The 13,855-nt window shown below is 35.5% G+C and carries 11 protein-coding genes; 9 read left to right on the forward strand and 2 right to left on the reverse strand.

What is annotated here, in order from left to right; genetic code table 11:
* Position 1 precedes the first annotated feature (1 nt).
* Both EDF66_RS17495 and EDF66_RS17500 read left to right on the forward strand, forming a co-directional pair.
* On the forward strand, positions 2-1,135 hold the full coding sequence (locus EDF66_RS17495; protein WP_021189792.1) for an ABC transporter permease: 1,134 nt from the start codon (positions 2-4) through the stop codon (positions 1,133-1,135).
* Position 1,136: 1 nt separating this feature from the next.
* Positions 1,137-2,429 carry a TolC family protein gene (locus EDF66_RS17500; RefSeq protein WP_132844008.1) on the forward strand — a complete coding sequence of 431 codons (1,293 nt, stop codon included), beginning with the start codon at positions 1,137-1,139 and terminating at the stop codon, positions 2,427-2,429.
* A 110-nt stretch (positions 2,430-2,539) separates the two neighbouring features.
* On the opposite strand, the gene EDF66_RS17505 is transcribed toward EDF66_RS17500, so the two are convergent.
* The gene (locus EDF66_RS17505) at positions 2,540-3,991 is read right to left on the reverse strand and encodes an FAD-dependent oxidoreductase (protein ID WP_207898674.1); all 1,452 of its coding nucleotides are present in this window, start codon (positions 3,989-3,991) and stop codon (positions 2,540-2,542) included.
* A 302-nt stretch (positions 3,992-4,293) separates the two neighbouring features.
* Here EDF66_RS17505 and EDF66_RS17510 point away from each other — a divergent pair, with 302 nt between their 5' ends.
* From EDF66_RS17510 to EDF66_RS17530, 5 genes are all read left to right on the forward strand, one after another.
* A complete protein-coding gene (locus tag EDF66_RS17510) occupies positions 4,294-6,843 on the forward strand; it encodes a prolyl oligopeptidase family serine peptidase (protein ID WP_132844010.1) in 2,550 nt (849 codons plus the stop codon).
* Positions 6,844-7,042: 199 nt separating this feature from the next.
* The gene (locus tag EDF66_RS17515; protein WP_021189788.1) at positions 7,043-7,558 is read left to right on the forward strand and encodes a hypothetical protein; all 516 of its coding nucleotides are present in this window, start codon (positions 7,043-7,045) and stop codon (positions 7,556-7,558) included.
* 398 nt (positions 7,559-7,956) lie between these two features.
* Entirely contained in the window at positions 7,957-8,970 is a 1,014-nt protein-coding gene (locus EDF66_RS17520) for an SMP-30/gluconolactonase/LRE family protein (protein ID WP_021189787.1), read from the forward strand.
* A 422-nt stretch (positions 8,971-9,392) separates the two neighbouring features.
* Positions 9,393-10,166, forward strand: a complete 774-nt coding sequence (locus EDF66_RS17525; RefSeq protein WP_031288159.1) for a hypothetical protein — start codon at positions 9,393-9,395, stop codon at positions 10,164-10,166.
* Entirely contained in the window at positions 10,160-10,438 is a 279-nt protein-coding gene (locus EDF66_RS17530) for a hypothetical protein (protein WP_132844011.1), read from the forward strand. The genes EDF66_RS17525 and EDF66_RS17530 overlap by 7 nt, the downstream gene beginning before the upstream one ends.
* A 117-nt stretch (positions 10,439-10,555) precedes the next feature.
* Here EDF66_RS17530 and EDF66_RS17535 read toward each other — a convergent pair whose 3' ends face one another.
* Positions 10,556-11,824: an NAD(P)-binding domain-containing protein gene (locus tag EDF66_RS17535; protein ID WP_132844013.1), complete on the reverse strand. Its 1,269-nt coding sequence runs from the start codon at positions 11,822-11,824 to the stop codon at positions 10,556-10,558.
* Positions 11,825-11,985: 161 nt separating this feature from the next.
* On the opposite strand from EDF66_RS17535, the gene EDF66_RS17540 reads away from it, so the two are divergent.
* Both EDF66_RS17540 and EDF66_RS17545 read left to right on the forward strand, forming a co-directional pair.
* The gene (locus EDF66_RS17540) at positions 11,986-12,915 is read left to right on the forward strand and encodes a helix-turn-helix transcriptional regulator (RefSeq protein WP_132844015.1); all 930 of its coding nucleotides are present in this window, start codon (positions 11,986-11,988) and stop codon (positions 12,913-12,915) included.
* A 97-nt stretch (positions 12,916-13,012) separates the two neighbouring features.
* Complete coding sequence (locus EDF66_RS17545; protein ID WP_132844017.1) at positions 13,013-13,855, forward strand: GNAT family N-acetyltransferase; 843 nt, start codon at positions 13,013-13,015, stop codon at positions 13,853-13,855.

The raw sequence follows: 13,855 nt of genomic DNA on the forward strand, positions 1-13,855 counted from the left end.
CATGTTAGCATTAGCTTTTAAATTCATCAAATATGATCGCGCAAAAAGTGTAGGAATCATTACGGCAATTGTCATCAGTATCTTTCTAATCGGACAACAGCTCGGGCTCCTTTTTTTTCTGATGGGGCTAATGGGAAATCTAGTGGGCAATGCTCCTGTTCAAGAAAATGATCTATGGATTATTGAAGCACAGAGTAACAATATAAATGCTGTAAATAGTATCGATAAGCGACTGGTTCAGCAAATAGGGAGCTTAAACGATATTGAGCATACCTATCCTGTAATATTAGCACCAGCACGAGCAACTTTTTTAGATGGAAAAACGGCTTCAGTAACGCTAATTGGTGCCGATGCTCCAGACTTTGTTATGGGCCCTAAGACCGAAAGGATAAAGGAAGGAAATTTATCTTCATTAACAACTCCAAGTACAGTGTCGGCCGAGTTTTTCAGTTCAAAAACATGGAATACAAATTTATTTGTCGATAAAGCCATAGAAATCAATGGTCAAAGTGCCAAAATTAGTGTAATAACAAAGCAAGCGCAAGCTTTCGGAGCAAGTTTAATGTATACCTCTATGGAAAATGCCATATTTCTGGGAAATGTATCTCCTTTTAAAGTCAACATCATTATTGCAAGATTAAAGCCCGGAACAGATAAGGAAAAGGTACGCAACGATATTCAGCAATTATTTCCACAGCTCCGTGCTTGGGATGCCAAGAAATTGCAACAGTCTACAATCAAAGAAATCTTGATTACCTCCAATATGGGAATGAGCTTTGGAACTCTTGTCCTTTTCGCTATGATTAGTGGCTTTTTCATTATCGGACTTACCTTATATTCATCTGCTTTAGATAGAATTAAAGATTATGGGACGCTAAAAGCGATCGGAGCAAAAAAAAGCTATGTAAATAAACTTATTATTGCTCAAGCATTTTTATATGCTGTCATTGGCTATCTTATTGCCATGTTTTTATTGGCAGGATTTAAATTCGGTGTTGCCGGTGCTGGATTAGTAATTGATATTTCCCCACTTTTTGCCTTGTTTCTACTATTCATTACATTGCTTATTTCAATTGGCGGTTCATTATTTGCAGTTAGAAAAATAACCAAATTAGAACCGGCATCTGTTTTTTAACATGAAGAAGATCCTATTTACTATACTAACAATTTTTCCAATCTTCGTTCAAGCACAAAAATTGAGCATTGCACAACTATGGAAAGAGGTTGATAAAAACCTCATATACCAACAAGATCTTTTAAAAAGAGGAATTAAAATACAGGAATTAAAAGAATTAAGAAATACTCGTATTCCGGTATTTTACATAGATGCTAACCTGCAACGGAATCTTATTATCCCGACCACGCCAGTCCCGGCAATTGCATTTGATCCGAATGCATTGGAAGGTGCTATACTTCCTTTAAAATTTGCCACAAAATGGTCTTCCAAAGCGGGAATACAGATGGAATGGAATTTATTTGATCCAAAACGACAGCTCGATGAGAAACAAAAATCATTTGAAATACAAAAAGAAGATATCAACAAAGAGCAACATATACAAGAGTGGAAAAAAAATGCTACACTAGCTTATGCTTCTGTTGTACTTGCAACACAACAGTATGAGCTCGCATTACAGGATTCTGCTTCTTATAATGAAATTTTGAAAATTAGCAAAGCTCGTTATGAAGCTGGACGTCTCCCATCTAGTCAGTATTTAAATGCGCAACAAGAATATGAACAGCATCTGATCGGACTATACGATGCTTGGTCGGTTCTAGAAGATGCTGACTTAGAGTTAAGAAAGTATACCGATCTCGCTCAAACACAATCCTTAAATTCAAATATCGAGGAAATCTGTTCTTTCGTCAAAAATTTGCAACATGAAAATTATACCATTAAGTCATTAGAATTAGATCAACAGATCAACAAATTACAGATGCAAGGTGTCAAAAAACAGCTGTTGCCGACCCTATCAACAAACGCCTACCTAGGGAAACAGTATTTTAGTAATGAATTCCGCTTGGATAGAGGCCATTCGTGGTATGGAAATAGTTACATCAATCTAGTGCTTCGCATACCCTTATCCGCTTATTTTACCGCACAGCCAACCTTGAAAAAAGAAATATTAAATTCAGGTGTATTGGAATTACAATTACATCAGGAACAGCAAATCGACCAGATCAATGCGCAACAGCAAATTGTTAAAATTAAGACTGCACAACAAAAACTCTTCCGCTTTCATAATATTGAACAATTGGCAGCACAAGAAAAAAAAGAACAAGAATCACGATATCGAGAGGGACGCTCCATGTTATCAGATTACAATCAATCAATTCTCTCCTATCATAAAGCCAAACAGAATGTATGGCAAGCAGAATTTGAACTGATCAAATTACTCTTAGATAAAATAGGAGTTAATCAATCAAATTGATTGAAAAGCATATTGATTATAACCTTGAGAATTGTTTTTTTCTAATGTTGAGATAGGAAAACGTTCATTAAATCACAGAAAACTTATATTAAAGAAAACTAAATTAAATCCTATTCAATTTTCTTTACACAGCTCCCTCTAGGCGCATCACTTTCAAAAAGTACCATTTCTGAATGCAGAAATTTCGCAGCATCTGCAGAATCCTTCACTTTGACAGCACTCCGTGTTATCATTTCTGACTCATACTCCATCAACACGAATTCCCTTATTCCAGTTTTTTTCCAATGAGATGATCCACATCCTTTTGAAATACCCCGCGCTAATGCCAATGCGTCCAGTAAGGCTTGATTTGCCCCTTGTCCTTTAAAGGGACTCATAGGATGGGCCGCATCTCCGATTAATGTTACCTGCTTCCCATTATCCATAAGCCCCGCTTCAAGTAACGCTCGATCATACACAGGATAACCTGAAATAAGATCAACCTCGGTAGCAGCTAGAATCTGAGGAATAGGAACGTGCCATGGCGCCCTGCGGCATGCCTCCTCTTTAAGGGCCTGCGGTCCCTGTAAACTTAAAGCTTTTGCTTCATTTTCAGAGACAGGAAAACTAAGTTGCCACATAACAGAATCTGAAGTATAGGGCATGATATAAATACGATCATTTCCATTAGCTGTTTGAAAAACCGTCGCACCGTCCAATAAAGTGCTTGTGATATTATTGAGCGCACTCAAAGAACAAATACCCAATATCACCATACAATCAAGATAACGTAAAGGATTCACATCATCACCAAGCAATAACTTGCGGACAGAACTTCGAATACCATCTGCACCAACTACTAAATCGGCTTTCGAAGTTATGATTTCACGGTTCACTTGGAAATCTAAGACAGCCCTCCCGTTCTCGTCTTGCTTAAAATTCACCAATTGATGTGCCCACTTAATTCTATCATTTCCACCAAGCTGCTGTAAAAGTGCCTGCCGTAGTGATTGACGGGCTATATGTACATTCGAACGTTTCGCAACCATCTCAACATCCGAAGACAACCATTTCCTCATCCCCCACTCACCTATCACTTCACCTGCAGTTGTATGAACCACATGCTTTGTGGAAACCACACCTTCGTCCAAAGTTAAAATACCTAATGAAGAAATAGCTTTACTAGCCTGTTGCAAAGTAAGTCCATAACCCTGAGACCTAGTGCTAAAGTCACGATCGCGTTCATAAAGCGTAAAAGGAATACCACGGTGCATACACGCCACCGCTAGCGCAATACCACCAATACCCGCACCAATAATAGCAACATGTGGATAATGCTCTTCGTCAGGTATAACTGGTTCGTTAGACAGAATCAAGCCCGAACCATTACAGTGCAAACAAGTATATTGATGACCTTTAGGGCGAACAGGTACATTGCCCTCACCTTTCATTGTTTCAAATTGATCGCATGCAAGCTGGTAATTTAACCGTACTTTCTTACTAAGCTTACGTCTTTTTTTTCCGCGTCCCAAGCATTCCCGGCACATCACCCAATAAGTTCCTTTATTTTCTACTTCCTTCACTTCAACTTTACTTTAACATATTCAGATAAATTAGCAATTTACGAGTACAGTAAAAGCTAAGTGACCTACGTCTATGATACTACTAAATAGTATAAAACATTACTTTATCAATAGATTGCAACAAAGTAATGATACAAATTTACGACAAATAATAGGTTTCGCCATTGCAAAAAATAACCCGAATAATATTTATTTATAAGACGACATTGATCCACTCAGACGCAAAAACATTGAATTCACATCAAGAATGAAGAGGAGCTCAATAAAGATATGTATATTAGATTTACTAAACCTTTTTCAACATGCAATACCAGCAATCACTCTTAAATATAAAATCGATTTTCATAATCTTGTTTTTAAGTTTAATAATCATACCTTCTTCGGCACAAAACATACATCGCTTTACAGAAGGGCTTAGCATAGAAGCATCCTTTACCTATGGAAGGGAAGCCATATATACAGACGAACTACTCTGGTATTTTTACCAGCATAAATTATCCACCCCTGTGGCAGGAACAACTTTAGATGGCAAAGATGATAAAGCTTTATGGACTATTGTAAAAGCCGATACCAGTGGCTTCTTTAGACGTCAACAAAATACAGGCACCAACCTACAGCAACCCAATAATCCACCAGGACCAGGTCGTATTGCACAGCAAAGTCAGAACACAACATCTGCCGCATCAACATATAGAGGGCCGCGCCCGAGCTATCTTTATCTTACTTACCATTCAAATAAAGAACAGGCCGCTCTACTCAATATCAGAGGGAATAGCGCAGTTCTTATTAATGGTGAAATGCATACTGGCGACCCCTATCGTATGGGCTGGCTATATATTCCCGTCCAGTTGAAGAAAGGCTTAAACGAATTTTATGTAAGAGGTTCATTTATAGCTGCGACACTCAGTTTTCCAAAAAACAAAATACAGATAGCAACCGAAGACCTGACACTTCCAGATATCGTACAGGGTAAACAAAATCAGAATCTCCTTATCGGCCTAGTTCTGATTAATACAAGTAATAAAAATATTCATAATATAAAAATTCAGAGCAATACTGGAGGGAGAAAAGTAATTTCAACAGCACCTGTTCTTATGGCCAATAGTACACGGAAAATTATCGTTCCTATTGATGCATCGGCAATAAATAGTTTAGGTGAAGTACAAACTGATATCGCTATCTGGGATAAAGAAAAGTTGATCGAGACGAAAAAAATACCGCTGAGAAGTGTATCGGGAAATACTGCCTATCGAATCACATTCATCAGCAAAATAGATAATAGTTTACAATATTATGCCGTAAATCCAGCCTTAGGAGGAGAAAAAGCAGGAGATGCACTTTTCTTTTCAGTACATGGTGCCGGTGTAGAAGCCTTAGGGCAAGCACAGGCTTATCAAGCAAAGGATTGGGGAACACTTGTCGCACCGACCAATCGTCGCCCCCGCGGGTTCAACTGGGAGGATTGGGGCAGAATGGACGCTTTAGAAGTACTCGACCTTGCCCAGCAAACGTTAAAGCCAGACAGCCAAAAAATTTACTTAACTGGTCATTCCATGGGCGGACACGGCACCTGGTTCCTAGGCGCTACTTATCCAGAAAAGTGGGCAGCAATAGCACCTTGTGCAGGATATCCAACTTTAAAAGGCTACGGATCTGCTGATGGGCTGATACCAGAAAAAGGCCGAAATATGTATGAAGACATATTATTAAAGTCAGGAAATCAAAGTGATGTAATTGCATATGCAAGCAACTACAAACCTTTAGGAATATATGTGCTCCATGGTGATGCTGATCGAACAGTATCTGTTGAATATGCACGTCAAATGCGTAAATTACTCGGAACTTTTCATCCGGATTTTAGCTATTACGAATATCCAGGTGGATCACATTGGTACAGTAATGAAAGTGTCGACTGGAAACCTTTATTTGATTACTTTAAAATACATCAAAGAAAAACAACAAACGAAGTCGATCATATTGATTTCAAAACAGCAAATCCTGGTATCTCAGCGACATACTACTGGAGTACGATCTATCAACAGATTAAGCCACTTGATTATTCACAAATTGTACTTACTAGAAATCTGGAGAAAAGAACCCTAATCGGTAAAACAGATAATGTACAGATATTGAAATTAAATTTGGAAGGTTTTCAGAAAAATGAACCCATCACGATTGATATCGACAGCTCCAATACAATTACCTATCAATGGAATACAATTGAACAATCTGTAGTGTACCTCAAAAGAGAAACCCAAGGTTGGTTAGTTGTTGAAAGACCAAAGCTAGATCAAAAAGGCCCTCATCGGAACGGTTCTTTTAAAGAGGCCTTTAACCACAGTATGGTGTATGTTTATGGTACAACCGGAACTAAAGACGAAAATAAATGGGCTTTAGAAAAAGTACTCCATGATGCTGAAGCATGGTATTACAGAGGTAATGGAACATTTGATGTGATAGCTGACCGCGACTTTGATGCAGAAAAATACATTGATCGCAATATTATATTAATTGGTAATGCAAAAACAAATAGTGCTTGGAACAAACTGCTTAGTGACTGCCCAATTACGGTAACGTCTGATCAAATTAAAATAGATAAACAAACTTATAAAGGCAATGATTTAGGCGGTTACTTTTACTGGAAAAAACCAGGAACCGAAACCAGAGGTGTTGGCGTGATTACAGGAACTGGACTTAAAGGAATGCAGGCCACAGGAGCAAATCAATATTTTGCAGGAGCTAGTGGTTTTCCAGATTATATGTTCTTCAATTTAGATATGTTAAAAAATGGTCCAGAGAATATAATAGATGCAGGATTTTACTCGAATGAATGGAAGATAGAAGCAAAATAAAAAAAATAAGGCAAATAGAATCAGAAAATTAAATTGTAAAGTGATCTAGCTTTAAAAAATATTAAACAACAAAATAACTACCTCATTAGCAAAATGATGACTTTTTCAACATTTAAATTAGAGAGGATTGGCAAACTATTTGTTATAACAGCGAAAGTTTTCCTTTTGAAAACTTAAACTAATATTTTTTATAATTATCATGAAAAAAGTAATTCTACCTTTTCTTACTCTTTTTACTTTATTATTTGCCGCTCATCAGAAGGCAAATGCACAAACACCTTATCGTACGGCCATTGGTTTAGGGATAGATTTAGGTGATGGCGAAACTTTATTTGGTCCACAAATAAAACATAACTTTGGCGGAAATGACGCTGTAAATGCACAGGTATTATTTGGGGATAATATCACAGTGCTAGGCGTTGACTATTCCTATAACAAAAGAATTCCAGGAGCTCGTGGTCTTTCCTGGTATATTGGTGTTGGTCCGCAAGTATCGTTTATCGATTATGATAAAGGGTACAAAAAGTATCATTGGAAAGATGGTGATGATACGCATGTAGATTTTGCAATAAGACCAGCGCTCGGTTTAGAATTTAGAATTCCTTCCGCTCCATTGGCGATGCATTTTGATTGGAAACCTTGGTGGAATATTTCTCATGATGTTAACTTTGATCCATCAAGTTTCTCATTGGGATTCAAATTCGTTTTAAAATAAACGAAATTATAGCTAACAAAAAAAGGAACTCCTGCACAACATAAAGTTTGCAGGAGTTTTTTTATCATAAAACTTCAGTTACCCTAACCGATAAAAATTCATCTTCCAATCTGAAATAATAAACGGGAGCTACTGCTATTTTGATCTTCTCCTCTGCCATCTAACCTAAACAAAGGTTAATATATACAACCATGAGATAACCTTAAACATACATATAGTTAAGTTTCTGGATAAGAAAAATTGATTATTTTTAGTAAACGATAAATATTACTATCTTTATTAATAACTGAGTACCAATAGTTTTTAAATTTTTGTGTTTTATAAAAGGATAAAACTTTATAGAAATGCTGATCTATTCAAAACCATACTCAATTTAAACCACAATCAAAATTTTAATAATGACTATTCATAGAAACATAAAATTGACAGTAGCTATATTGACTATAATATTTTCATCACCTGTATTCGGACAAACTCCTTCAAAATTCTATGATCAAGCTAAAATAGAGGTATTTCACCCCGATTTTAAAAAAATAATTGACCCTCTTATAAAAATTGAGTTACTAGCAGAAGGTTTCCAGTGGACAGAGGGACCGGTATGGGTTCAAAAAGGTAACTATCTCTTGTTTAGCGACACAAGGCTGAACACCATATATAAGTGGTCCTCAAAAAATGGAGTAGAGAAATTTATACAACCTGCAGGATACCAAGGAACTGAGATCTACAGTGAAGAACCAGGTACTAATGGGCTCGTGATCAACAAAGAAGGATATCTCGTTGCATGTGATCATGGGAATAGACAAATTGTTCAGATCGATCTCAATAAACGAAAATTTACACCATTAAGTACACACTGGAAACAGCTCAGATTTAATTCCCCTAATGATATCTGTCAACATGATCATGGAGATTACTTTTTCACTGACCCTCCTTACGGACTCCCTAACCGGGAAGTGGATACTATAAATAGAGAGATCATTAGTAATGGTGTATATCGACTAGATTCCTTTGGAAACGCAATCCAAATAATCTCTAATTTAACAAGACCTAATGGTATAGCACTTTCAACAAAACAAGATAAACTGTATGTCTCCATTAGTGATCACAAGCACCCATTTATTATGGAATATTCTTTAAATAATAAATTAGAAGTGGGAAAACCAGAGGTTTTTGTTGATTTCAAATTAAAGTTTCCATCAGAACCAATGGCTGCCGATGGTATTAAAGTACATCCTGACGGATATGTTTTTGCCGCTGCTGGAAGCGGAATTATCATACTGAACGATAAAGGAGATGTAATAGGTAGAATTAAACTCGGAATTGCAACGGCAAACTGTAATTTCGGTGGAGATGGATATCTATATATAACTGCCTCTGATAAACTCTTACGCGTTCCCCTTCTGAAATTATAATATCCAAATTTCAGAACATTCGATTTACGTATCACATAAATCTTGATTTCCAGCACTTGCTATCCCCCCTTTAGCAATGATGTTTTTGTTTCAGCTGACAACCAAAAGAATACAAAAAAATGTTGTTATAGCAGAATCGCTCGTAAAAATTAAATTTTTACCTGCTTATAATAAAAATGCTACACCGCAAATTCCATAAAAATAGAATCACATCCTAATTATGTAAAGTTATTTTAATTTTCCTATTGCAGGGTTAATTAATTATGATTAAAATTGATGAATTATAAATAAGAAATAAAATAAAAAATGAATTTAATTCCCTAATAGAACAAAATTAGTTTTAAAAAATACCATTCAAATCTAAACTCATTAATTTTTATTAAATATATTTTTATCAAAAACCTAAACAACGTAAGATTCTTATGACTAGATTTACACAAAAAATGATGTTAATTCTGTTGATTTTCACAAGTCAACTTGTTATTAACTGTTCTTCAGACAATGATCCAATTAATGAAGAAATTGAAAACCCAACCGGATGGATGGATGATCTGGAAAGATCACTTGGTACAGGTACTAAGGCCAAATTAAATAATTGGGTAGAAAAAGGATTAGATAATACGAAGCTAAAAGAAGCTTTCTCTAAAACTAGTGATAAAGCTGGTTTAATGACTAAACTTGAAACTGCAATCAGCATTTATCACCAAAGAGTTCATATAGAAGATTGGAACAATATTCCAGGAATCGCAAAATCTGATTATAAATCAAATGGTTTATTGGCAGGTATTAACCATCCGGATTGGAATGATCCAGCTTTAGATCTACCAGCTATTGAGGCCGCCAACTTTGTTGATGCAACAGCAACGGTTCTACCTTCCGGAACAAAAATTTACCGGGTAACCGGAGGTAATCCTGCAGGAGGATACTGGACAAAGGAAAAACCAAAATCTGTTGGAGCTGTTATTGGTGGTACTGCCGTTCAGCCCGCTTGGAACGATTTTAGTAAATGCTACGAATATGAAGTTCCACAAAAGCAGACTTTAAAAGTTTGGCAGGGAATTACCGCAAAACAACCTATTGCAGCAGGTGTAATTAATCCACACCTACCTGGAGGAGAACTGCAGTTATTCATCCCTCCAGCAGTTAGAGACGATGCTTTTAAAAAATTAGTAATACAAATTCCATTATCATGGTAAGTTCAGAGAAAATAAAAAATGATTATCTAAAGTTATTGCAACTAATAGAAAAAGAAGCCGCAAATGAAACCACTATTCAAGCATATCTAAACTATCTCAATAACTACAAAGACAGATTCATAAACGAAGATAACATTCAGCACGGTCAGGAATTGAAAGAATTTTTGAAAGGGGCAAATAGATTCTCAGATGAATTTTCATTTTCTAATCAAAATATTTCTCAAATACGGACATTAATCAATAGTATTTATGAGTCACTAAACAACTCATAATAGATCAGACCATTAAAGATTGCTATCTTTTTATGCAGATAGCAGTCTTTTATGTCGAAATAGACATTTTATTCACAATAGCTTCTTGCTCAAAAGGGATAAAAATTACACTTCAATTCATTGGTTCTTATTCAAATTTTGCATAATTTTTTCTACAATTGCTTTTGCATCATCACTTACTCCAAAAACAAGTCCTGATTTTTTCTTCCGTAACCAGGGAAAGCCTATGCAATAAAGACCCTCCGTTAGCATTTCACCATCTATATGCTCAGGTCTTCCCGTATCATCAACTAAAGATGCATTTAGATAACTAAAGTCATATCCAAACCCTGTAGCCCAAATTATTGTAGCTATATCAAAGTCTCTTAAACAAAGTATACGTAAATCGGAAGCTGAAACATAGTTATTATCAGGACAATCTGAAAGATCCTCCTCTTCTTCTGAAATAAATTCAGAATGCTTTTCAAGGTAAGCATCTACTTGACTCTTAATAAAAACCGATGTTTCATCTGCATAATGGATATTACTTTTAGCATTATCGTCAAAATATAGATTTTCATCATCTACGCCTTTTAAACCACCAAGAATTGTGACCCCTATACTATACAATGATTGATAACTTACCGTATGTCCTAACAAACCTAGACCTGAAACTTGAGGTTGCACAGCAAGTAAATGAGATTTTTCTTTTAACAACTTACTGGACATATCCATCATCCCCATCCGATCCATCCATTCCATGATATCTTTCCCTTTATAGCGGCGTGGTGCTCTTGCGACTTTACTTCCAGCTAAATATACTTTTCTCTTTGCCAAAGCCAGTTCTTCAGCAATCTGACAACCTGATTGCCCACCTCCCACAACCAATATATTTCCAGTAGGCATTTGTTTCACATTCTTATATTCGGAAGCGTGAAATTGTTTTACATGAGCAGGTACGTTTTTCCATAGCTTGGGCAATGAAATCTTATTCATAATACCCGAAGCGATTACAACTGCTTTTGATAAAAATGTATAAAATACACCCTCCTTCTCTATATTAACAGCAAAACCTATGTCAGTTTTTTCAATTCCGATTACTTTATGGTTTTCTAATATAGGTAGGTTAAATGTTCGAACATACTTTTTCAAATACATTACAAATTCTTCTTTAGTCATAAAGTATTCCCTTTTATTAATCGGAATATCCATACCAGGAAGAGTGGTCATCCAGTTCGGTGTATTCATTTTGAATGAATCCCAGCGATGCTCTTTCCACGAATAACCAATAAAATGCTGCTCCAATACGATATGTTTTATTCTATGGTTTTTAAGATAATAGCTTATGGCCAGTCCAGCTTGCCCAGCTCCGACAACAATAACATCCTGTATTTTTTCAACTTTCATTTTAAACTGTCTTAAAAAAATTCAACTTATGAAGGAATAAAGCAAATTGTATATCGAGTTCATTCCACAAGAATACATAAAAACTTATTTGCTTACCTTTGTACAAATATTATCATTACATATCGAGAGAAGATAACGCAATAGAGATTAAAACCTACGCAATGATGCAAAATCAGGAATTAACTATTATCCAACGCAATAGTCTAAAAAACGAAAAGTTTTCTGCTTATTCGGAAAAGAAACATAATATAAAAACAAAATTAGGTGGTGCGTTTTTTTTTCACGAAACGACCTTTGATTCGTTACAATTTATCCAGTGCAATTACACATTAATTAAAGAAGAGCAACTCCAGATTAATATTGAAAAAGAAGCTCTTGAAATGCACTTCAGATTAGATGGATCTAGTGGAGCTTATCGTTCCGGACAACCATTGAATCTTATAAAAGGAAGCAATACTATAACATATTTAGAAGATTATAGACAAGATATTGTGATGTCTCCAACTGAAACAGGAAGTTTTTTGGAAATTAGGATAGGCCAATCTCATTTTGAAAAATTATTAAGTGATTTTGTTTCTGACACATCAAATCTATTCTCAGGAACTGTGATGACCACTACTCCAGCAATGCGTAATACAATTGCTCAGATTCAAATTAACCCTTACAATCAAAAGATGCGCGGGCTATATATGGAAGCAAAAATGACAGAACTTTTCCTACTGCAATTACAAAAATCCAATAATCATCCCCACCAAAAATCTCTCTCTTTTGGAAAAATGGATAGAGATAAACTCTTTCATGCGAAGCAACTAATCGAGCAGCACATGGACCAATTCCTAACCATCACACAACTGGCTCAACTTATTGGCATGAACAAACGGAAACTTATGCTAAGCTTTAAAGAGCTTTTTGGAATGACAGTATACAGCTACATCAAAGATCTGAAAATGGAAGAAGCAAAAAGGCTGTTGTTAGAAGAGGATAAATATGTAAATGAAGTGGCAGACCACATCGGTTATCAGAATCCCCAACATTTTATAACAGCATTTAAAAAGAAATTTGGCATTTCTCCAGGTACACTAAAACAGTAAAACTTCTAGCACTTAAGAAAGTTATACCTTAGTAAAGTGAATAGAATAGTTCACTCATCTTACTCAAAAATAATAAGAAAGCATTCTGTAATAAAAAATGGAAATTACAACTTTAGAAAATATCAGAATTGATTACATTACAGAAATTTTGAACCAATCATTTTCTGATTATATCGTTCCATTTCAACTTACTTCTCAGCAGTTGGAATATAAAATTTTCACCGAAAACATCCGGCTTGATTTATCTTTAGGAGTTTTTTATTCAGGTAAATTAGTTGGTTTTATGCTTCATGCCTTAAATCATACTGGTGAAAAATTGGTCGCTTATAATGCTGCTACTGGAGTCATTCCTGATTTTCGAGGACAAGGTTTGGTAGGTAAAATGTATAATTACTTAATCCCAAAACTAAGAGATCTTGATGTAGATCATATGGTACTGGAAGTTATTGTCGGTAACCAACGTGCAATACGCGCCTATGAGAAAATGAATTATCGGGTTAATAGAACGCTAGATTGTTTTAAAGGATGTTTTGAATCAGATAAAAAATCCAGTTTTTTATCTATTAAACAAGTAGAAAATTTTAAATGGGATGATTTTATATCTTTTTGGTCAATTAAACCATCTTGGCAAAATTCCATAACAACTTTAGAAAAAAGCAAAGATAAGATTACTATCCTCTGCGCGTATTTAGAAGACGAATTGGCCGGATATATAATCTATAATGCTCAGACAAAAAGAATACAACAAATTGCAGTTCCTACAATCCATAGACGGAAAGGCATAGCAACACAATTGATAAATGCGATGACACAATCAACCGGATCAAAAGAACTATATGCCCTTAATATCGACAATAGTTCTTCAGAAAGCACTGGATTTTTTAAAAGTTTAAGTTTTGAAAATAATGTGTCTCAACTTGAAATGATAAAAAATATATAA

This window comes from Sphingobacterium sp. JUb20 (assembly GCF_004342035.1).
Lineage (GTDB): Bacteria > Bacteroidota > Bacteroidia > Sphingobacteriales > Sphingobacteriaceae > Sphingobacterium > Sphingobacterium anhuiense.